The organism is Acidocella sp. MX-AZ03 (assembly GCF_027626035.1).
GTDB lineage: Bacteria > Pseudomonadota > Alphaproteobacteria > Acetobacterales > Acetobacteraceae > Acidocella > Acidocella facilis.
Map to the genome: position 1 here is coordinate 2,504,185 of NZ_CP110774.1, position 19,358 is coordinate 2,523,542.

General features: G+C 64.4%; 24 protein-coding genes. 18 read left to right on the plus strand and 6 right to left on the minus strand.

Translation table 11 applies throughout. From position 1 onward, the window contains the following. Positions 1–116 precede the first annotated feature (116 nt). The 6 genes from GT370_RS13925 (at position 117) to GT370_RS13950 (ending at position 4,406) form a co-directional block, all read left to right on the plus strand. Positions 117–1,589 carry a flagellin N-terminal helical domain-containing protein gene (locus tag GT370_RS13925; protein WP_008494022.1) on the plus strand — a complete coding sequence of 491 codons (1,473 nt, stop codon included), beginning with the start codon at positions 117–119 and terminating at the stop codon, positions 1,587–1,589. Between the two features lie 71 nt (positions 1,590–1,660). Beyond that, a complete protein-coding gene (gene fliD, locus GT370_RS13930; RefSeq protein WP_008494020.1) occupies positions 1,661–3,049 on the plus strand; it encodes a flagellar filament capping protein FliD in 1,389 nt (462 codons plus the stop codon). Positions 3,050–3,067: 18 nt separating this feature from the next. Then, positions 3,068–3,445 carry a flagellar protein FliS gene (locus GT370_RS13935; RefSeq protein WP_144052725.1) on the plus strand — a complete coding sequence of 126 codons (378 nt, stop codon included), beginning with the start codon at positions 3,068–3,070 and terminating at the stop codon, positions 3,443–3,445. Further along, on the plus strand, positions 3,442–3,744 hold the full coding sequence (gene flgM / locus GT370_RS13940) for a flagellar biosynthesis anti-sigma factor FlgM (protein WP_008494018.1): 303 nt from the start codon (positions 3,442–3,444) through the stop codon (positions 3,742–3,744). The genes GT370_RS13935 and flgM overlap by 4 nt, the downstream gene beginning before the upstream one ends. Beyond that, positions 3,741–4,214, plus strand: coding sequence for a hypothetical protein (locus GT370_RS13945; RefSeq protein WP_008494017.1), 474 nt, complete (start codon positions 3,741–3,743; stop codon positions 4,212–4,214). The genes flgM and GT370_RS13945 overlap by 4 nt, the downstream gene beginning before the upstream one ends. Positions 4,215–4,223: 9 nt before the next feature. Continuing rightward, positions 4,224–4,406, plus strand: a complete 183-nt coding sequence (locus GT370_RS13950) for a hypothetical protein (RefSeq protein WP_270183248.1) — start codon at positions 4,224–4,226, stop codon at positions 4,404–4,406. A gap of 19 nt (positions 4,407–4,425) precedes the next feature. Here the strand turns inward: GT370_RS13950 and rpmE are convergent, their stop codons facing one another. Further along, positions 4,426–4,653 (minus strand): 50S ribosomal protein L31, encoded by a 228-nt coding sequence (gene rpmE, locus GT370_RS13955; RefSeq protein WP_008494016.1) that lies wholly within the window; start codon positions 4,651–4,653, stop codon positions 4,426–4,428. 60 nt (positions 4,654–4,713) lie between these two features. Further along, positions 4,714–5,616, minus strand: a complete 903-nt coding sequence (locus tag GT370_RS13960) for an alpha/beta hydrolase (protein WP_008494015.1) — start codon at positions 5,614–5,616, stop codon at positions 4,714–4,716. A gap of 94 nt (positions 5,617–5,710) precedes the next feature. Between GT370_RS13960 and GT370_RS13965 the strand changes: the two genes are divergently transcribed. The 9 genes from GT370_RS13965 (at position 5,711) to GT370_RS14005 (ending at position 12,192) form a co-directional block, all read left to right on the plus strand. Next, on the plus strand, positions 5,711–6,067 hold the full coding sequence (locus GT370_RS13965) for a CidA/LrgA family protein (RefSeq protein WP_039885146.1): 357 nt from the start codon (positions 5,711–5,713) through the stop codon (positions 6,065–6,067). Further along, on the plus strand, positions 6,060–6,794 hold the full coding sequence (locus GT370_RS13970) for an LrgB family protein (protein ID WP_008494013.1): 735 nt from the start codon (positions 6,060–6,062) through the stop codon (positions 6,792–6,794). The genes GT370_RS13965 and GT370_RS13970 overlap by 8 nt, the downstream gene beginning before the upstream one ends. A 251-nt stretch (positions 6,795–7,045) precedes the next feature. After that, positions 7,046–7,885, plus strand: coding sequence for an acyltransferase family protein (locus GT370_RS13975; RefSeq protein WP_270183249.1), 840 nt, complete (start codon positions 7,046–7,048; stop codon positions 7,883–7,885). After that, positions 7,882–8,094 carry a hypothetical protein gene (locus tag GT370_RS13980; protein ID WP_270183250.1) on the plus strand — a complete coding sequence of 71 codons (213 nt, stop codon included), beginning with the start codon at positions 7,882–7,884 and terminating at the stop codon, positions 8,092–8,094. Before GT370_RS13975 ends, GT370_RS13980 begins: the two co-directional genes overlap by 4 nt. 193 nt (positions 8,095–8,287) lie before the next feature. After that, entirely contained in the window at positions 8,288–8,767 is a 480-nt protein-coding gene (locus GT370_RS13985) for a hypothetical protein (protein WP_270183251.1), read from the plus strand. After that, a complete protein-coding gene (locus GT370_RS13990) occupies positions 8,758–9,540 on the plus strand; it encodes an SDR family NAD(P)-dependent oxidoreductase (RefSeq protein WP_008494009.1) in 783 nt (260 codons plus the stop codon). Before GT370_RS13985 ends, GT370_RS13990 begins: the two co-directional genes overlap by 10 nt. Positions 9,541–9,644: 104 nt before the next feature. After that, complete coding sequence (locus GT370_RS13995) at positions 9,645–10,379, plus strand: manganese catalase family protein (protein WP_008494008.1); 735 nt, start codon at positions 9,645–9,647, stop codon at positions 10,377–10,379. A 21-nt stretch (positions 10,380–10,400) separates the two neighbouring features. After that, positions 10,401–11,660, plus strand: coding sequence for a DNA polymerase IV (locus GT370_RS14000; RefSeq protein WP_039885143.1), 1,260 nt, complete (start codon positions 10,401–10,403; stop codon positions 11,658–11,660). A 28-nt stretch (positions 11,661–11,688) separates the two neighbouring features. After that, positions 11,689–12,192 (plus strand): flavin reductase, encoded by a 504-nt coding sequence (locus GT370_RS14005; protein ID WP_008494006.1) that lies wholly within the window; start codon positions 11,689–11,691, stop codon positions 12,190–12,192. Between the two features lie 108 nt (positions 12,193–12,300). On the opposite strand, the gene gshB is transcribed toward GT370_RS14005, so the two are convergent. Beyond that, positions 12,301–13,248 carry a glutathione synthase gene (gene gshB, locus GT370_RS14010; RefSeq protein WP_008494005.1) on the minus strand — a complete coding sequence of 316 codons (948 nt, stop codon included), beginning with the start codon at positions 13,246–13,248 and terminating at the stop codon, positions 12,301–12,303. Positions 13,249–13,279: 31 nt separating this feature from the next. Next, positions 13,280–13,654: a hypothetical protein gene (locus GT370_RS14015; protein ID WP_008494004.1), complete on the minus strand. Its 375-nt coding sequence runs from the start codon at positions 13,652–13,654 to the stop codon at positions 13,280–13,282. Between the two features lie 232 nt (positions 13,655–13,886). Between GT370_RS14015 and GT370_RS14020 the strand changes: the two genes are divergently transcribed. Continuing rightward, the gene (locus GT370_RS14020) at positions 13,887–14,042 is read left to right on the plus strand and encodes a hypothetical protein (RefSeq protein WP_168118416.1); all 156 of its coding nucleotides are present in this window, start codon (positions 13,887–13,889) and stop codon (positions 14,040–14,042) included. 138 nt (positions 14,043–14,180) lie between these two features. After that, positions 14,181–14,591 carry a peptide-methionine (R)-S-oxide reductase MsrB gene (gene msrB, locus GT370_RS14025; RefSeq protein ID WP_008494003.1) on the plus strand — a complete coding sequence of 137 codons (411 nt, stop codon included), beginning with the start codon at positions 14,181–14,183 and terminating at the stop codon, positions 14,589–14,591. A gap of 237 nt (positions 14,592–14,828) precedes the next feature. Here msrB and GT370_RS14030 read toward each other — a convergent pair whose 3' ends face one another. Both GT370_RS14030 and GT370_RS14035 read right to left on the minus strand, forming a co-directional pair. Continuing rightward, on the minus strand, positions 14,829–16,106 hold the full coding sequence (locus tag GT370_RS14030) for a beta strand repeat-containing protein (protein ID WP_008494001.1): 1,278 nt from the start codon (positions 16,104–16,106) through the stop codon (positions 14,829–14,831). Positions 16,107–16,589: 483 nt separating this feature from the next. Further along, positions 16,590–18,353, minus strand: a complete 1,764-nt coding sequence (locus GT370_RS14035; protein WP_008494000.1) for a chloride channel protein — start codon at positions 18,351–18,353, stop codon at positions 16,590–16,592. Between the two features lie 42 nt (positions 18,354–18,395). Here GT370_RS14035 and rsmA point away from each other — a divergent pair, with 42 nt between their 5' ends. Next, positions 18,396–19,226 carry a 16S rRNA (adenine(1518)-N(6)/adenine(1519)-N(6))-dimethyltransferase RsmA gene (rsmA, locus tag GT370_RS14040; protein WP_008493999.1) on the plus strand — a complete coding sequence of 277 codons (831 nt, stop codon included), beginning with the start codon at positions 18,396–18,398 and terminating at the stop codon, positions 19,224–19,226. Positions 19,227–19,358 lie beyond the last annotated feature (132 nt).

A 19,358-nucleotide genomic window follows, 5' to 3' on the forward strand; every position in this document is an offset into this window, starting at 1 on the left:
GATTTTGATTTTTTTCTGCCGGAATCAGCAAAATTCTTTCATTATCTGCATGCAAACTTTTCGGGTCCCGCGCGAATGAATAGGTACGGCAACCATAACCAAGGAGCTTTTGCCTAATGTCCGCCATCGGATCCATCCTCACCAATACCGGGGCGCTGTCGGCGCTCAACTCCATCGCCGCCACCTCGCAGACGAATAATTCGCTGCAGAGCCAGCTGGCCAGCGGCATGTCGATCAACTCTCCGGCTGACAATCCGGCGGGCTATATCACCGCGCAGGGTTTCACCTCCCAGCTCAACGGCCTGACCCAGGCGACCTCCAACGCCAACCAGGGCGTCTCCCTGCTGCAGACGGCGCAGAGCGCCATCGGCCAGCAGATCGGCATCGTGCAGCAGCTCAACTCCATCGCCGTGCAGGCCGCCAACGGCACGCAGACGGCGGCTGAGTCGCAATCGCTGCAAACCCTGGTCGGGCAGCTGACCAGCCAGGTCACCACCATCTCCTCGCAGACTCAGTTCAACAACATCAATCTTCTGGATGGTACCTTCTCCGGCGTGCAGTTCCAGGTCGGCGCGAATGAGGGCCAGACGCTGAATCTGTCGATCGGCAACACCTCCGCCAGCAATATCGGCATGTACGCCACGGCGGCCGGGACCGCCTTCGCCGCCACCGGCACCTCCACCTTCGGCGGCACCTCCTCGGCGGCCGTGAACGCCGCGGCGACCGGCGCCTTCGGCAGCTCGACGGTGACGGTGAACGGCCCCACCGGCGGCTCCGGCACCTTCTCGACCACGAAGAGCGAATCCGCCGCCAACATTGCAGCCGCAGCCACCAACATCGCCGGCAAGACCGGTGTGCAGGCCCAGGCCAGCAATAACTATACCTATGCCACCACGTTCGGCTCCAAGGGGCTGAAATTCTCGATCGAGGCCTCTTCCGCCGCCGGTGCCGCGGGCACGGTGATCGGCGGGGCGATCTCGGTAAACGCCTCCAGCCTTTCGGGCGTCGTCTCGCAGATCAACCAGCAGACCAGCACCAGCGGCATCGTCGCCTCCAGCGCCAGCGGCAAGCTGAACCTGAAGCAGCTGAATGGTCAGAATATCGTGTTCAAGACCGTCGGCACCACGGCGGCGGCGAGCGGCTCGCTGAAGACCACGACCGGCACGGCGGCCGCCATCGTCGCGAATGATCTGCAGCAAGGCCAGGTGCAGTTCCAGTCCAGCGCCGCCTTCAGCGTCAGCGGGTCCGCGAAGCTGGCTGGCGCCGCCTCGCTCACCTCGCTCGCCAGCATCAATGTTGGCACCACCACCGGCGCCAACAATGCCATCAACGTCATCAAATACGCTCTGGCCGGCCTCAATAATCAGGGCGGCCAGCTGGGTGCGGTGCAGCAGCGCCTCACCGCCAACATCAATAATCTGAACACCACCGCCACCAACGTCACCACCGCGCTCAGCGTCGTGCAGGATGCCAACATCCCGCAGGTGGCGAACAAGCTGACGCAGGCGACGATCCAGGCGCAGTCCGGCGTGGCGGCGCTCAAGAACTCGACCCAGCTGCAGCAGAGCTATCTCTCCCTGCTGCCGTAATCGATTGGTTAACCTGGCCGGGGCAAATTGCCCCGGCCAATTCCGTTTCAACCCGGCCATGAAGGTGAACGATGTCGACCGTCTCCTCGCTCAGCTCCGCCGCGATCAACAGCAATATATCCGCCGTCACCAAAAGGCTGGAAGCGCCGATCACGTCGCTCGGCACCCAGGTTGCCGCGGACAAGGCGCTGATCTCCGCCTGGGGCAGCATCAGCGGGGCGATTTCCAGCCTCTCGGACAGTCTGGTTCACATCCAGAACATTTCCACCATCAATGCGCGCGCCGCCACCAGCAACAACACACTGGTCGCCACCGCCACCGCCAATGCCACCGCCGCCACCGGCACCTATAATCTCACCAGCATCAGCCTCGCCAAAGGGCAGGAGCTGTATTCCGGCCTGCTCGGCTCATCCAATGCCACGCTCTCGGGCGGCGCCGGGCAGCTGGCCTTCACCCTGGCCAGCGGCAAGAGCGAGACGATTTCGCTCGGCTCCGGCAGCATGACGCTCAATGACATCGCCGCCGCCGTCAACAAGCAGCATGGCGGGGTGCAGGCCTCGGTGCTCAGCACCTCGGCCGGGGCGCGGCTGGTGTTCAACAGCAGCGCCACCGGCGCCAGCGCCGCCTTTTCCGTCTCCGGCACCGGCGCGCTGGCGCAATTCGCCTATAGCAGCGCCAGCCCGGGCAGCGAGATCAAGGCGCAGAGCGCGGTGAATGCCAGCCTCAGCCTTAACGGCATCCCCATCACCAGCGCCAGCAACAGCCTGGGCAGCGCTATCGCCGGCGTCACCATTTCCCTCGCCGGCTCCGGTAATGCCAGCGTCTCGGTCAGCTCCTCGCCCACCGCCTTGTCCGGCAGCGTGCTCGATGTCGCCAACAGCCTCAACACCGCCTTGTCCGCGATCAGCACCGAGACCAAATATGTCGGCACCGCCAGCAGCACCGCCGCCTCCTCCGGCTCCGCGAAATCCGGCGTGCTGCTTGGCAATTTCTCCGCCGCGAATCTGAAAAACCAGCTGATGAACGCGGTCAGCTCGCTGGAATCCAGCGGGTTGAGCGCCGCGGCGATCGGGCTGACCCTCACCAGCGCCGGCACGGTGAGCTTCAGCAGCACCGCCTTCTCCTCCGCCTTCAGCAAGAACCCGTCCGCGGTGCAGACGCTGGTTTCAAAGCTCTATACCAGCCTGGACAACCTCACCACGGGCGCCATCGGCGCCGCCGCCTCCAGCGCCACCGGCGCCAGCAGCATCACCGGCTTCATTAGCGCGCAAACCTCCTCGCTGAACGATGCGATCAATTCGATCCAGCAGCAGATCACCCTGATCAGCAAACAGGCTTCCGCCACCATCACCGAGCTGCAGAAACAATATACCGCCGCCGAAACCTCGGCCAGTTCCGCCAGCGTCACCCAGGCCTATCTCAGTATTTTCCTCGGCAATAATTCTTCGAGCTCGGGCTAAACCATGAATGAGATGAGCATGGATGCAATCAATATCACCTACCGCGCGGCGATGTTTGACGGCCCGCCCGGCATCCATTGGCTGCGGCCCGGCTGGCGGGCGCTGCGCCAATATGGCCGCCGGGCGCGCCTGGCCATCGAGGAAGCCGACCAGCCCACCAAGGCGCTGATGATCGCCCGCGCGGATGAGCTGCTGACCCTGCTCAGCGGCGTGCTGGATACGCAGGAGGGCAGCACGCTCGGCCCGGCCTTGATGACCATCTATGCCGCCTTGCGCTTCACCCTGCTGCGCGCCAATGCGGAAAACAGCCTGGAGGCGTTGCGGGATTTCGACGCCGCCTTGTCCCTGCTCGACACTGAGATGACCAACCAGCCCGAAAGCGTGGTGGCAGCATGACCAGCCGAATCCAATCCTACAGCCCGCAAGGCACGGATGCCGCCGCGCCCCCGCCGGTGCAGACCGCCAAGCCGGCAACCGCCGCCGCCAGCCCGCAAACCGCGCAGACGGATAGCGTCACCCTCAGCGAGGCCGCGCAGACCGGCACCGCCTTGCTCACCGCCGCCCGCACCTCCAGCGGCATCGACCAGACCAATGTCACCGCCATCCGTCAGGCTCTGGCCAATGGCACCTATAATGTCTCACCGGAGACACTCGCCCAGGCCATCTCCACCGTGCTGAACGAGACCGGCTCGTGAGTGTCTCGGGGCAATTCCGGCCGGTGGAACTGCCGCCTTTGCTCAGCGAAAAAGCGAGCATCAGCGTCATTCTGCAAGATGGGCTGGCGCTGGTCGAGGATCTGAGCGCCAAACTGCAACGGCTGGACCAGCTGATGCTGAGCGGCAAGCCGAACGAGATTTCCCAGGAAGCGGCGCTGCTGGAGCAGGCGCTGAACCATGCCGCGCCGTCTTTCGCGGATATCGCGACGATGATGGGCCATCTCGGCGCCGCCAATCTCGCCGCCGCCGCTATCCAGCTGCGCGAGGCCGAACAGAGCGAGGCCGCCCGCCTGGCAGAGACGCTGCGCGGGGCGCTGGGGCGCTTCGCCAAGCGCTCCGCCGCCGCCAACCGGCGCGCCCAGCAGCTCAATAAGGGGCTGAGCGCGGCGCTGCGCAGCCTGCAGGCGCTCGGCATGGCGGAGGCCGGCCGGCTGATTGCCGAGGCCTGAAACAACATCTTGAAAAATTTGCAAAAGTTTTTGGGGTGTGGGGACTTTTTTCAAAAAGTCCCCACGAAGGTTCGGACCGGTGGCAACGCCGTTGCGACCACCCCCGACGTTTTCGCCGCTTTTTTGAAAAAAAGCGGCACCAAAAAACTTTTGCGCAATAAAAAAGCCGCCCATAAGGCGGCTTTTCCGTAAGCGCTCCTCGCGAGTACGCTTACGCCTTGCGGGTGCCGATCCCAGCGAAGCGCTTGTTGAACTTCGCGACCTGGCCGCCCGTGTCCATCACGCGCTGCACGCCGGTCCAGGCCGGGTGGGACTTCGGATCGATGTCCAGACGCAGGGTCTCGCCCGCGACGCCCATGCAGGAACGGGTTTTGTATTCGGTCCCATCGGTCATGATGATGTTGACCTCGTGATAGTCCGGATGAATGTTAGCTTTCACCGTGTAAACTCCATACGAAAAAGCCACCGATCCCGACCGGCAGCGAGGAAGGCCCGGCTTTTAAGCTGGCACGGAGGCCGATGCAAGGGCCGATCGCGCGAATCTGCCCGCCTGAACCAGGGCAGCCCGCGCCTCTGGGAGGAAATTCTGGCTGATCTGCCAGACATGCGGCAGCCCCGGCCAGATGGACAGCTCCACCTCGCCCCCGGCGGCGCGCACCTTCGCCGCGAGGCGGGTGGAATCATCCAGCAGGATCTCGCTGTCCGAGACCTGGATCAGCATCGGTGGCAGGCCGTGCAGATCCCCGTAGAGCGGCGAAGCCAGCGGGTTGCGGGCCGAAGCCTTGCCCAGATAATGGCTGGCCGCCTCCTCGATGCGATGGCCGATCAGCATGGCATCGCGCCGGGCGTTGGTCTTCACCGAGGCGCCGGTGGCGGCCAGATCCGTCCAGGGTGAGAACAGCACCAGCGCGGCGGGCATCTCCAGCCCGGCCTCGCGCGCCGCCAGCATCAAGGCCAGCGCCAACCCACCCCCGGCCGAGTCCCCCGCCACCACCAGGCTGTGCGCCCCATGCGCCGCCAGCAGCCCGCGATAGGCGGCCAGCGCGTCATCCACCGCCGCCGGGAACGGGTGCTCCGGCGCCAGCCGGTAATCCGGGGCGAAGACCGAGAAGCCCAGCCGGGCGAAGCCGCCGGTGATCGGCCGGTGCGTGGCCGGCGAGCAGGCAAAATAACCGCCCCCGTGCAGATACAGCATCACCCGCCCGGCATGGCCCGGCTGGCGCGCCCATTCGCCCGGCACGCCGCCCTCCTGCGTCGCGGTAAAGGCGACACCCGGTACCGCTTGCGGCGGGCGCCGGCCAAAGGCGGCCCGCGCCTGCTGCGGCGTGAAGGATCGCGCCAACTTGCGCTTGACGAAGATGCGCAACAGCGGGTTGACCAGATAAGACTGCCAGCTGGGCATGGTTTTTGGCTCCGTCACGGTTTAGGCAAGCGGTGGCATCGCATTGCAACATGGCCCTGGCGTGGCCGTCCGCCAAGGCGTTGGGAGAGCTTAAGTGGTCAGAGCGCTGACAATACTGGTTTTGTACCAGCTGGTGGGCACCATCATCCAGCAAGGGCTGGGGCTGCCGGTGCCGGGGCCGGTCATCGGGCTGGTCCTGGCGCTGGCCTGGTTCCTGAAATTCGGGCCGCCGAGCGAGGATCTGCGCCAGACCGCGCAAGGGCTGCTGAAATATCTTGGCCTGCTCTTCGTCCCGGCCGGGGTGGGCATTGTCAATGAATTCGGGGCCTTGCGGGAAAATGCCGTGGCCATTCTGGTCGCCATCGCCGTCTCCACCACGCTGGGGCTGCTGGTGACGGGGGTGACCATGCAATGGTTCCTCAGCCGGCGCGAGGCCAAGCCCCATGCATAAGCTGCTGCCGCTGCCTTTCTTTCATGTCTGGGTCTATCTGCAGACGCAGCCGCTGCTCGGCCTGGCCGCCACGCTCTGCGCCTGGGAAGTGGCCGCCCTGCTGGACCAGCGCGCCGGCCACAAGGCCTACAGCAACCCGACCGTGCTGGCGGTGGCGATGCTGGTGGCCGCCTTGCTGCTCACCGGCACCAGCTACCAGACCTATTTCTCCGGCGCGGTCTATATCCATTTCCTGCTCGGCCCCGCCACGGTGGCGCTGGCGGTGCCGATGTACGCCAACTGGCCGGCCATCCGCCGCAATTTCGTGCCGATTTTGGTCTCGCTCGGCGCCGGTTCGCTGGTGGCGGCGCTGTCCGCGATGCTCATCGCCAAGGCGCTGGGGGCGCCGCATGAGGTGGTGATGTCGCTGGGGCCGAAATCCGTCACCACGCCGATCGCGATGGGGGTGGCGCAGCAGCTGGGCGGGTTGCCGGCGCTGACCGCCGTGTTCGTCATCATCACCGGGCTGTTCGGCACGCTGATCTGCGGGCCGCTCTACAAGGCGGCGCGGGTGCGGGCCTGGGAGGCGCAAGGGCTGGCGGCGGGGACGGCGGCGCATGGCATCGCCACCGCGCATATGATCCGGCTGAACGAGACCGCCGGCGCCTTTGGCGGGCTGGCGATCGGGCTGAACGGCATCGTCACCGCGATTATCGTACCGCTGCTGGTGGCGCTGCTGCCGCTCTGAAATAGCGCTAAAAAACAAAAGTTTTTTGGTGCCGCTTTTTTTCAAAAAAGCGGCGAAGAGGTTCGGGGCGGTGGCAAAGTCGTTGCCACCACCCGAACCTTTCGTGGCCCTTTTTGAAAAAAGGGCCACACCCTCCGGCGGCTTTCCACCGCTGCTGCACAGCGGCGGAACCTTTGCCGCCTCCGCCCAAAAACTTTTATAACGCTCTGGCCGCGAATTGATTTCGCGTTTAGGTTGCAATCATGCAACGGATGCGACGCCTCGATGGGGTGCGCGGCCTGCTGGCGATGTATGTGCTGCTCAGCCACGCCCTGCCGCTGACCACCGCCCCGCTCTGGGCGCAACGCCTGTTGGCCCATGGCCAGGCGGCGGTGGAGCTGTTCTTCGCCCTCAGCGGGCTGGTGATCGCCGGCGCGCTGGAGCGGCATGGCGGCCGCTTCTGGCCCTTCATCCAGGCCCGCGCCCGGCGGCTGCTGCCGGTCTATCTCCTGGTGCTGGCCGCCGCGATCAGCATCGAAGCCCTGGGCGATCCGCTCTCCGCCCTGCCCTGGACCGGTGCTGCGGCGCGCGAGATCGTCTCGCCCGGCCTGCCGCAGCCGCTCTGGGCGCATCTTCTGGCGCATCTGACCTTGCTGCATGGGATCATCCCCGACCGCCTGCTGCCTTATGGCTGGGTGACCTTGCTCGGCCCGGCCTGGTCGCTCTCCACCGAATGGCAGTTCTATCTGCTGATCGGCCTCGCCGCGCCGAAGCGGCTGGGCGGACTGGCGGCGCTGCTGCTCGCGGTGGCGCTGCTCTATGCGCTGCTGCCGGCACACACCGAATTCTCCCGCGCCTTCCTGCCCGCCCAGGCCGGCTGGTTCGCGCTCGGGCTATGCAGCCGCATCTGGCTGCTCTCCGGCCGCGCCGCGCCGTTTCTCGCCTGCCTGGCCGGGCTCTGCCTGCTGGCGCTGCTGGGCACGCCGGAGCGCGCCCTCACCGCCTTGCTCTGGCTGGCGCTGATGCTGGCGCAGACCCAAAGCTGGGGGGGCTTCTGGCCAATCGGGGGCTGCTCTATCTCGGCGCCATCTCCTACCCGCTTTATCTGGTGAACGAACCGGTGGAGCGGCTGCTCGCACTCTGGCTCGGCCCGCCTCTGGCCGCGCATCCGGGCTGGTTCAGCCTGGCCTTCCTGGTGCTGGCGGTGCTGGGCTCCTGCTTCCTCGCGGCCATGCTGCATCACGTCGTCGAGCTGCCCTTCATGCGACAGAGCAAGAAAAAATTATTCCCTCCGGTTATTGCCCGCCCCGTCCGGGAATGACAGCATCGGGCATGGATTTCATCTTCATGCTCACCCGCCACGACCGCACGGTGCCGGACTGCCTGGCGGTTCTGGACGAGATCGCCCCGCTGGGTCTGCGCCATATCGGCTTCAAGGATATCGGCGCGGATGAGAAGACGCTGCGGACGCTGAATGCGCGGATCAAGGCGCTGGGGCGGTCTCTTATCTGGAAGTGGTCGCCACCACCCCGCAGAGCGCGCTGGACTCAGCGCGGATCGGCAAGGCGATCGGGGTGGACCGGCTGCTCGGCGGCACCGAGGTGGCGGCCACGCTGGCGCTGCTCGCGGGCACCGGCATCGGCTACTACCCCTTCCCCGGCACGCCCGTCGGCCATCCCACCCAGCTTCGCGGCGATGAAGCCCTGGTGGAGACGCATTGCGCCGATTTCATCGCCCAGGGCTGCGCCGGGGTGGATCTACTGGCCTATCGCGCCACCGAGGCTGACCCGCTTGCGCTGGTGCGCGCCGCGCGGCACGGGCTGGGGCGTGCGGCGCTGATCTGCGCCGGCGGGGTGGACAGCCCGGCCCGCATCAAAGCCCTGCGCGCGGCCGGGGCGGATGGATTCACCGTCGGCTCCGCCGCCTTTGACGGCGCCTTCGCGCCGGGCGAAACTCTCGCCGGACAGCTGCGAGCGATCATGTCATGCGTCTGAAGGGCAAACGGGTCTTCATCACCGGGGCGGCGGGCGGCATTGGCCGCGCCACGGCGGAAAAATGCGCGGCGGAAGGCGCACGGGTTGTCTGCGCCGATCTGCGCGGGGAGGCCGCCGAAGCGGTGGCCGCCAGCATCCGCGCGGGCGGCGGCGAGGCGCTCGCGGTGGCGGGCGATCTGACGAAAGAGGACGCCTGCGCCGCGATGATCGCCCAATCCGTGCGGCATTTCGGCGGGCTGGAGGTGATTTTCAACAATGCCGGCATCTGCCGCAACGATGATGCCGGGCCGGTGGAAACCTCGCTCGCGAGCTGGAACGCCACCCTGGCCGCCAACCTCACTTCGGTTTTCCTCTGCTGCAAGGCGGCGATTCCGCATCTGCTCGCCTCCGGCAACGGCGTGATCATCAACAACGCCTCCATCGTCGCGCTGGTTGGCTCCGCCTTTCCGCAGATCGCCTACACCGCCGCGAAAGGTGGCGTGCTGGCGATGACGCGTGAGCTCGCCATCATCTATGCCCGCCAGAAACTGCGCGCCGTCGCCATCTGCCCCGGCCCCACCGCGACGCCTCTGGTGAAGGCGTTTCTGGCGGATGCGGAGGCCTGGGCGTTGCGCCGGCGCTATATCCCGATGGGCCGTCTCGCTGAACCCGCCGAGATCGCCAACCTTGTCGCATTCCTGGCATCCGATGACGCCAGCTTCATTACCGGCTCCGCCTACACGATCGATGGCGGCCTCACCGCCTCCTATGTCATCGATGACAGCCAAGTTTGAAAATAACGAGGTCCTTAAAAGCAACTTCATGACATCGAATATGCTTGCGCAGGCGGCACCGGATGCCGACTCTCAGGGTTCCGAAACCCCGAGGAGACACCAGCATGTTCTACCACAGAAAAGAACTCTTCTATCCCGTGAATGTCGGCACGCCGGATCCGCAATTCGGCCAGTTCCTGCTCGAACAATTCGGCGGCGCCACCGGCGAACTCACCGCCGCCTTGCAATATTGGGTGCAGTCCTTCCATGTCGAAAACCCGGCCTTGCGCGACATGCTGCAGGATATCGCGCTGGAAGAATTCAACCATCTGGAAATGGTCGGCAAGCTGATCACCCAGCACACCGCCAAGCTCGACCAGACCAAGGTGTACGAGGCGCCGCTCTTCAAAATGAAAGGCATCGGCCCGCATTTTGTCGACAGCCAGGGCTCGGCCTGGACCGCCACCTATATCAACGAAGGTGGCAATGTGGTGCGCGATCTGCGCGCCAATATCGCGGCGGAGGGCGGTGCCCGGCAGACCTACGAGGCGCTGCTGAAATGCACCAAGGACAAGGGCACCATCGACGCGCTGACGCATCTGCTCACCCGAGAAATCACCCACACCAACATGTTCATGAAAGCGCTCGACGCCATCGGCAAACTCGACGATCCGATGTTCGGCAACGTCAAGCCGGACGACACGGTGGATGTGGTGTTCAATCTCAGCCAGGGCGAGGAGGGACGCGGCCCCTGGAACGAGGCGCCGTTCGACTATATCGAAAACCCGCAACCCAAGGGCAAGATTCCGGCCTCCCCGGCCAATCCGGACGACGAGAAAATCCATCTCGCCGCCGAATAACATCGCCGCGGGCGGGCTGAGATGCCCGCCCTCTGCCGCGATTGCGACGCGATCTGCCAAGGCCCCGCCTGCATGAAATGCGGCGGGGTGCGGATCGTGTCGCACCCCGAGCTGTTCACCTTGGCCATCGCCCATATCGATTGCGATGCCTTCTACGCCTCTGTCGAAAAGCGTGACCACCCGGAATTGCGCGACAAACCCTTGATCGTCGGCGGCGGGGTGCGTGGCGTCGTCTCCACCTGCTGCTATATCGCGCGCATCCATGGCGTGCGCTCCGCGATGCCGATGTTCAAGGCCAAGCAGCTTTGCCCCAACGCCGTGGTGCTGCGCCCGGACATGGCGAAATATGCCATCGTCTCCCGCCAGGTGCGGGAGATGATGGAGGCGCTGACCCCGCTGGTGCAGCCGCTCTCCATCGATGAAGCCGCCCTTGACCTTTCCGGCACCCAGGCGCTGCACGGCGCGCCCCCCGCCATCGTGCTGACCCGGCTGGCGCGGCGGATCGAGACGGAGCTCGGCATCACCATCTCCATCGGGCTGGCGCGCAACCGCATGCTGGCCAAGCTGGCGGCCGAGCGCGGCAAGCCGCGCGGCTTTGCCGTGCTGGGCGAGGAGGCGGCACAGCTGCTGGCCAATGAGAAGGTCGGGCTGCTGCCTGGCATCGGCCCGGCCCAGGTGAAAAAGCTGGAAGCGATGGGCCTCGTCACCATCGCCCAGCTCGCCGCTTTGGAGCCGCATTTGGCCAACAGGCTCGGCAATGAGGGGATGGCGCTGGTCGCCCGCGCCAGGTTGGAGGATACCCGCCCGGTCCGGCCTGAGCGCGAGAGCAAATCCATCAGCGCCGAAACCACCTTCGAGACCGACCTCTCGGACCGCACCGCGCTGGAGGCCGCGCTCTGGCCGCTGTGCGAGAAGCTGGGGCGGCGCCTGCACCGCGAGGATGTCGCCGCCGCCGGGCTGGTGCTGAAGCTGAAAACCGCGGATTTCCAGCAACGCACCCGCAGCCAGCGCCTGCCCGCCCCCACCCGCCTGCCCGAGACCATCTTCGAGGCCGCCCAGGCCCTGCTGGCCGCAGAGGCGACCGGCCCGCGCTTCCGGCTCATCGGCATTGGCGCGTCGCCGCTGGCCCCAGCCGCGCAGGCGGATCTGGGCGATCTGGCGGACACCTCAACGCCGCGCCGCCGCGCCCGGCAGGACGCCATCGACGCGTTGCGGTTGCGGTTTGGGGAACAGGCCGTTCAGCGCGGCCGCAGCTTGCGCCCGCCCAGGGGTAAGGATTAAAACCCGACGGCTTCAGGGGATTTTAACGATGAGCGCTGCCGTAGATACCAGCCTGTTCCGCGAGGCGATGGCCCGCATGGGCGCCGCCGTTAACATCATCACCACGCGCGGCCCGCAAGGTGATGTCGGCATGACCGTCTCCGCCGTGTGCTCGGTGACCGACAGCCCGGCCACGCTGCTGGTCTGCATCAACCGGACCAGCCGCCAATATGAGGCCTTCAAGACCGCCGGCATCATCTGCGTGAATGTGCTGGCGCATGAGCATGAGGCGCTCTCCCCGATCTTCGCCGGCAAGGGCGATCTCGGCATGGAAGAGCGCTTCAGCCATGGCAGCTGGATCCGCCTCGCCACCGGCGCCCCGGCGCTTGAGACCGCCACCGCCAGCCTGGACTGCAAAGTGGTGCAACAGACCGAAGTCGGCACCCATACCGTGTTCTTCTGCGAGGTGCAGGCCATCCATCTCGGGCCGACGGGGTCGGGGCTGGTGTATCATGGGCGGGCTTATCATCAGATTCTGGCGAAGCTGGGGTGAAGTCTCGGGGGCTTTTTGAAAAAAGCCCCCCGACCCTCCGGCGCCTTTCCAACGCTGCTACGCAGCGCTGGAACCTTGGGCGCCTGCGCCCCCAAAAACTTTTGCGACTTACGCGGCGCGGATTGCCTCAATCTTCTCTAGAATCGCCGCCGCCAGATTGAGGCCGTCGAACCGGGCGATCTGCTGCAGCCCGGTCGGCGACGTCACGTTGATCTCGGTGAGATAATCGCCGATCACGTCGATCCCCGTGAACAACAGCCCCTGCGCCTTCAAGGTCGGGCCGATCGCGGCACAGATCTCCTGCTCGCGCGCCGTCAGCCTGGTCGGCTCCGCCTTGCCGCCGGCATGCATGTTGGAGCGCGAATCGCCCTCCGCCGGCACACGGTTGATCGCCCCCAGCGGCTCGCCATCGATCAGGATGATCCGCTTATCCCCCTTGCGCACCGCCGGCTCATAGCGCTGCACCATCAACGGCTCGCGCGAGGCGGCGAAGAACATATCCAGCAGCGAGCCGAGATTTTCATCATCCGGCTTGATCCGGAACACCCCGATGCCGCCATTGCCGAATAGCGGCTTCACGATAATATCCTTATGCAGCGCCCGGAAATCCCGGATCGCGCCGCGATCCCAGGAGATCAGCGTCGGCGGCATCAGCTGCGGGAAATGCGTCACCAGCAGCTTCTCCGGCGCGTTGCGCACGGAAGCCGGATTGTTCACCACCAGCGTTTTGGGGTGGATATGCTCCAGCAGATGCGTCGCGGTGATGTAGGCCATGTCGAAGGGCGGGTCCTGGCGCATCAGCACCACATCCATGCTGCCCAGATCGATCACCTGCTCATCGGCGAATTTATAATGCGCCCCCGCCTCGTTGCGCACCTCCACCGGCCGCACCCGGGCTTTCAGCACGGCGCCGTCCAGCCACATATGCGGAACTTCATAATGCCAGAGCCTATGGCCGCGGGCCTGGGCTTCCAGCATCAACGCGAAGGTGGAATCGCCGGTAATATCGATGCTGTGCAGCGGGTCCATCTGCACGGCGATGTTCAAAGACGCCATTTTGTCCTCATGACTGACTAGCCTCAGGCTATCAGGAGGACGCGTTGCGCTCCAGGGCCGCCGCCGCCACCGGATGCTCCAGGCTCATCATGCAGCTTTGCGGATCATCCCCGGCATCCGCCACCGCCGCCGCCACACGCGGCACGCCATGCGCATCCGGATAGAGAAACACATTCATCCCGCAGATCGGCGAATGATACAGCCAGACCTGCGCCTGCCCGTCCGTCCGGCGCAGGGAGGGCTGGCCGAAATCGGCGTCCAGCACCTGCGGGGTCGAGCCTTTCAGCGCCTGTTCCGATTGGGGCAGATCATTGCCGGCGGCGATTTTCGGCGGCGCCGCACAGGCGCCCAAGCCCCCCAGCCCGGCCAGCGTGAATAAAATCCGGAAAACAGCCCGCTTCGCCATGAAAGCCCTGGGGAAAACAAAAAAACCCTGGTCTCCCTTATCAAAACCCGAAGCAGCTTGCACCGGGGCCTAACAAGTTATCAACAATTTTTTTTGCTGAAAATCCCGCCGAGAATCGTCACATTGAAATCAAGAGGCCGCCTTAATCATGCCTTTGTTGCAATGCACTGTAACAAGCATGGACATAGCGTCCGAGAGTATTCGAACAGAGGGTAAATCAATGCCTGCCAATATGCTGAAGACCGAGGCCGAACTTCGCCATGCCGTGATCGACCGGCTGATCGCGGCATCTCTGAACGATGGCAAGCCCGCCCGCGAGGCGACCCTGGAGCGCTGGCGCGCCCTGGGCACCCAGAAGCTGCCGACGGCCGAGAGCGCCAGCCGCTAAGAAGCCGCACCGGCGCCGCATCGCGCCTGTATATGCTGGCCAGCCGCAAGGCTGGCCCCCGCAGCGGGAACTGATACCCGTTGGCTCATCGAAGCCGCCTCCTTATATTACGGGCAGACCTGCCCGAAGGAGACGGCCATGAGCACAGACAGTAAGACTGTCTTTCCCTTTACATTAACAGACGCCGAGTGGCGCGCGCGCCTGACGCCCGATCAATATGCCATCCTGCGCCAGCACGCGACCGAGCGGCCCGGTACCTGCGCGTTGAATTACGAAAAGCGCGCCGGCAGCTTCGCCTGCGCGGGCTGCGGCCAGACGCTGTTCATTTCCGGCACTAAATTCGAGAGCGGCACCGGCTGGCCCAGCTTCAATGATCCGGTTGAGGGCGCCATCGGCACCACCATCGATCGCAGCCACGGCATGATCCGCATCGAGGCGCATTGCAGCAATTGCGGCGGCCATCTCGGCCATGTGTTCGAGGATGGCCCGCCGCCCACCGGGCTGCGCTATTGCATCAATGGCGAAGTGCTGGATTTCCACCCGGCCTGAACCAAAACCAGAACAGGGTCTTCAGCCTTTGGCCGAAGACCCTGTTTTTTAGTCTCTTAGAGCAATATGTGTTTAGGTTGACGCGCCAGCGTCAACCTAAACACATATTGCTCGCTAAAAAAACTTAGAGCATCAAGCTAAACGCTTGATGCTCTAAGACCTGCCCGCAACCATCAGCGCAAAAAAACCTGCCTTGGCGGACCAAGGCAGGTTTCCAGGTGAGATCCGGGAGCCGGATTAGACGAAGGTGATCACATTGTGGGCGCCGTTGACGCTCACCTGGCTCGTGGTCACGTTCGAGAGGGTGATCACGGTGTTGTCGGACAGCAGGATCTGCGTGCCGCCAGCCAGACCAGCCTGGACGCTCTCAACCGACGGGCCGCCGGCACCGTTGGAGACGGATTTCAGCAGGTTGATGGTGTCGTTGCCGCTGAAATCATTGATGGTGAAGGAGGAGCCGCCGAAGGTCAGCGCTTCGCCACCCGTGGTGGTGTAGGAGCCGAGCACGTCAAACACGTTCTGCGAGCCGGAGACGGTAGAACCGGTCAGGGTCGTGCCATCAACATTGCCGAGCAGGAAGGTCTGGGTGCCGGAGCCACCAGCGGAGGCGAGACCGCCGACCGCCTGGATGGAGCCAATGCCAGGCTCTTCAAGGCCGAGATAGAAGCCGTTCACGGTGCCGCCACCCATCAGCGTCTCACCGCCGGCGCCGGCGAACAGCTGGTTGTTGGCACCACCAGCGATCAGGGTGTCGCCCTGGCCACCGCCGACCAAGGTCGAGCTGCCGCTGCCGCCATTGATGGAGTTGAAACCGCCACGGCCGCCAACATAGAAGCCGCCGCCCTGGCCACCGAACACGGTGATAGAGTTCGGGGCGAACACATTCTGGCCACCACCAGTGGTGTAGGAGCCGGAGAAGATGGTCTGCGCCTGGGAGGAATTATTCACGAAGTCCAGGTTACCACCGGCGTTGGTATGGAACACCACGCTGACCTTGGAATTGCCGGTCGCGGTCACGGTCGCGACATCGCCGCCGCCGAGGAACACGGAGGTGGTGGCGTTGCCGGTCGCGGTCACGGTCTCGACACCGTTGGTGCCGTTGAAGTTCAGCGTGTCGTTACCCGCGGAGGTCACGTTGTAGCTGGAGCCGCTGCCGGTCGCGTTCAGCGAGTCAGCGCCGCCAGCAGCGAAGATCGAGCCGGTGCCGCCGCCAACATTATAGGTAACATTGCTGTTCCCGCCGAAGATCGCGACGGAGGTCGAGGCCACGCCATCGACGGTCACATTGCCCGGAACCTGCACGAATAGGTCGGTGGTGCCGGCGCCGACAGTCGCCACGCCAGCGGCGGCGCCGTTGGTGGAGGCGCCATTGGCGTCAACATTGGTGATTTCGGTGAAATGCGGCGCAACGCCGACGCCTATACCGAACACCGTGCCGGCGGTGATATCGATATTGGTGAAGCTCGCAGTCCCACCGGTCACTGACGCCGTAACGCCGTTCAGATAGGTCTGCAACAGAGTGTTAACCGGGCTCGACAGAGCGGACGGAACACTGAGAATACCATTCTGGCCGTTAAACGCGCCACCTACAGTCAAAAATCCGCTCATAATAACCCCTTAAAATCTCCACCTTTGCGAGTTTAGTACCGCCTCCGAAGTGGAATTGCAAGGAAAAGGCCACCTCAGATTGTTAAGAACGTGTTGCGAAGCACAAAAATTTTTACGTCAAAAATTGGACTTAATCTATATCATTGACAAAAATATCATTAAAAAAACAATACATACCGCCATATTCGAGCAAATCTAACTATTATTGTAGATTTATCAATTTTTATTAGACAATTCTCCCTTGTTTCGTTTCTTCTACAACACAAGTTTCATTCTTGGAATTTCGTCTAAATAACATTAATTTTTTCTCGTTTCGAAATCGTTCTTGAAGCCCTGTTTTCATGACCCACAAGACATAATTTCCTATTCTTAATTCGGGCTTTAACGGCTTTATTCCCCGGACACCTCGCGCCGCTTGCGGTCCAGCTCCTCATTATAGCGGCGTAACGCATATTGCTCGGTCAGCAGCCCCAGCACCTTGCGGCTCTCGCCGCCATCGAGCACCGCCAGCGCATCCGCTTCCGCGGCCTCGAACAGCGCCAGCGCCTCCTTCACATTCATCCCGGGCCGCAGGAAATAGTCCTGAAGATGCAGAATGTCGGTAATCTGCCGCCCCTCCCCTGTCACCGACGCCGCCTCCGCAGGGTAGGCGATGCCGGCATAGCGCCCGTCCGAATCCACCACCACCACGCGTTGCGTGGTGCCCAGCGGCACTTCCTGGCGGAACACCGCCAGGCTGGTCTGCGGGCGGACCGTCATCTGCACCGGGCGCATCATCCGGCCGACGGTGAGCGTATGGATCCAGCCGACATCCACCGCGGAGCGGATCTGCTCGCCCCGCAAATGGAAGCGCCAGGTGGCGAAGGAGTAGCCGAACAGCCGGCGCACGGTGATGGTGGCGACGATCGAGGCCCCCAGCACCGCCATCGTCACGTTGAAATTCTGCGTGCTTTCCAGCGCCAGGAAGGTCATCGTCATCGGCCCGCCGATGATGGCGGCGGCCATGCCGCTCATCCCCACCACGGCGTAGAGGCCGCTGGGCATCGGGTGGATGAACGGCACCAGCAGGGCGATGCCGGCGAAAACCTTGCCGAACAAGGCCCCCAGAAACAGCGAGGCGAAAAACAGGCCGCCACGGAAGCCCGCGCCGATGGAGAAGGCGGAGGCAATGGCCTTGGCCAGGAAAAACCCCGCAACCAGAAGAAACGGAAAGCTCACATCTATATAAGCATGCAATGCGGAGTGGCCGGAGGAGAGCGCCTTGGGCGTCAGGCAGCCCAGCAGCCCCACCAGCGCGCCGCCCAGCATCGGCCGCAGCCAGGTCGGGATGCGGCTGCGGCGAAACGCGGTTTCGATCAGCGTCACCCCGCGCATGATGACGATCCCCGCCATGCCGCAGGCAATCCCCTCGATCAGGATGACGCCGTAAATATCGTTGGGCACTGTCGCCGGCAGCGTCACCACCAGAGGCGGCGAGGAAAAGCCCAGAATCTGCACGGTCAGCGTGCCCAGCAGCGCGGCGATGACGACGAAAGGCAGTGTCACCACCGAATAGATGCCGATGATCAGCTCGATGCCGTAAAACGCCCCGCAGAGCGGCGCGTTGAACGCCCCGGCGATGGCCGCCGCCGCCCCGCAGCCGACCAGCGTGCGCAGATCATTCCGGCGCAGGCGGAACTGTTTGCCAAACCAAGAGGCCATACCGGCGCCCAGCTGCGCATAGCCGGCCTCCATGCCCACCGAAGCGCCGACGCCGTTGGACCAGACCGTCTGCGCCGCGACGATCAGCGAATCGGTCAGCGACATCCGGCCGCCATAGAGCGCGTTGGCTTCGATCGGATCGACGATCGGCTTCGGCCGGAAGCGCGCCAGCCCCCAGAGCACCACCCCCAGGATGAAGCCGCCCAGCGTCGGCACGCCAAAGGCGCGCAACGGGTCCAGGTCCGGCGTTTCGGACAATTCATGGCCGGGCGCCAGGGCGAACAGATTCTGGTGCATCAGGAACGAGATCTCGTTCATCAGCGCCACGCCGAATCCCGCGAGAATCCCAACCCCGGCCGCCAGCAGGACGAGCCAGACCTCATCCACCCGCACCAAAGCGCGCAGCAGACGCGGAACCTGCATGAACCCTGCCTTCTCGTCCGGCTTATCCACAGCTCCCTGTTGCCATGGCGCGGCGTGGGGTAACAAGCCGCCATGGCTAAAATATCTCTCCCCTCCCTGGCGGACACCATCCGCACCTTCGATCTGCGGGCCGACAAATCCCTCGGCCAGCACTTCCTGCTGGACCCGGCCCTGCTCTCGCGCATCGCCGCGGCGGCGGGGTCGCTGAAAGGGGTGAATGTCATCGAGATCGGCCCGGGCCCGGGCGGGCTGACGCGGGCACTTCTGGAGAGCGAGGCGGCGCATGTCACCGCCATCGAGTTCGACAAGCGGGCGGTGGCCGCCATCACCCAGCTCGCCGGCACCACGGAGCGGCTCAGCATCATCGAGGCGGATGCGATGCGGGCGGACCTGGCGGCGCTGGTGCCGGCCCCGCGCGCCATCGTCGCCAATCTGCCCTATAATATCGGCACGCTGCTGCTGGTGAACTGGCTGCAGAACGCGGCGGATTTCCAGTCGATGACGCTGATGTTCCAGCTGGAGGTGGCGGCGCGGGTCTGCGCGCAGCCGAATACCGGCGCCTATGGCCGGGTTTCGGTGCTGGCGCAGTGGCTATGCGATGTGACGATGCTGATGCGCATTCCCGCCGGCGCCTTCGCGCCGCCGCCGAAGGTGGAATCGGCGCTGATCCGGCTGGTGCCGAAGGCCGCGCAGCCGACGAAGGCCGAGTTGAAGCTGATGGAGCGCCTCACCGCCGCCGCCTTTGGGCAACGGCGCAAGATGCTGCGCGGGGCGTTGAAGCCGCTGGGCGGCGAGGCTTTGTGTGAGGCGGCGGGGATTGACGCGGCGCGGCGGGCGGAAACGCTGAGCGTGGCGGAGTTCGTGACGCTGATGCGGGTTCTGGAAGCCCGCGAAGGAAAATAGGAGCAAAAGTTTTTTGGTGCCGCTTTTTTTCAAAAAAGCGGCGAAAACGTTTGGGGTGGTGGCAACGCCGTTGCCACCACCCCAAACCTTTGTGGGGACTTTTTGAAAAAAGTCCCCACACCCCAAAAACTT

Coding starts and splice junctions, on each gene's coding strand:
- GT370_RS13935 (WP_144052725.1), top strand. CDS start 3,068: ATGGATGCAATCAATATCACCTACCGCGCGGCGATGTTTGACGGCCCG.
- GT370_RS13995 (WP_008494008.1), top strand. CDS start 9,645: ATGTTCTACCACAGAAAAGAACTCTTCTATCCCGTGAATGTCGGCACG.
- msrB (WP_008494003.1), top strand. CDS start 14,181: ATGAGCACAGACAGTAAGACTGTCTTTCCCTTTACATTAACAGACGCC.
- GT370_RS14020 (WP_168118416.1), top strand. CDS start 13,887: ATGCTGAAGACCGAGGCCGAACTTCGCCATGCCGTGATCGACCGGCTG.
- rsmA (WP_008493999.1), top strand. CDS start 18,396: ATGGCTAAAATATCTCTCCCCTCCCTGGCGGACACCATCCGCACCTTC.
- fliD (WP_008494020.1), top strand. CDS start 1,661: ATGTCGACCGTCTCCTCGCTCAGCTCCGCCGCGATCAACAGCAATATA.
- GT370_RS13975 (WP_270183249.1), top strand. CDS start 7,046: ATGCGACGCCTCGATGGGGTGCGCGGCCTGCTGGCGATGTATGTGCTG.
- GT370_RS13960 (WP_008494015.1), bottom strand. CDS start 5,616: ATGCCCAGCTGGCAGTCTTATCTGGTCAACCCGCTGTTGCGCATCTTC.
- GT370_RS14000 (WP_039885143.1), top strand. CDS start 10,401: ATGCCCGCCCTCTGCCGCGATTGCGACGCGATCTGCCAAGGCCCCGCC.
- GT370_RS13970 (WP_008494013.1), top strand. CDS start 6,060: ATGCATAAGCTGCTGCCGCTGCCTTTCTTTCATGTCTGGGTCTATCTG.
- GT370_RS14005 (WP_008494006.1), top strand. CDS start 11,689: ATGAGCGCTGCCGTAGATACCAGCCTGTTCCGCGAGGCGATGGCCCGC.
- gshB (WP_008494005.1), bottom strand. CDS start 13,248: ATGGCGTCTTTGAACATCGCCGTGCAGATGGACCCGCTGCACAGCATC.
- flgM (WP_008494018.1), top strand. CDS start 3,442: ATGACCAGCCGAATCCAATCCTACAGCCCGCAAGGCACGGATGCCGCC.
- GT370_RS14015 (WP_008494004.1), bottom strand. CDS start 13,654: ATGGCGAAGCGGGCTGTTTTCCGGATTTTATTCACGCTGGCCGGGCTG.
- GT370_RS13990 (WP_008494009.1), top strand. CDS start 8,758: ATGCGTCTGAAGGGCAAACGGGTCTTCATCACCGGGGCGGCGGGCGGC.
- GT370_RS13925 (WP_008494022.1), top strand. CDS start 117: ATGTCCGCCATCGGATCCATCCTCACCAATACCGGGGCGCTGTCGGCG.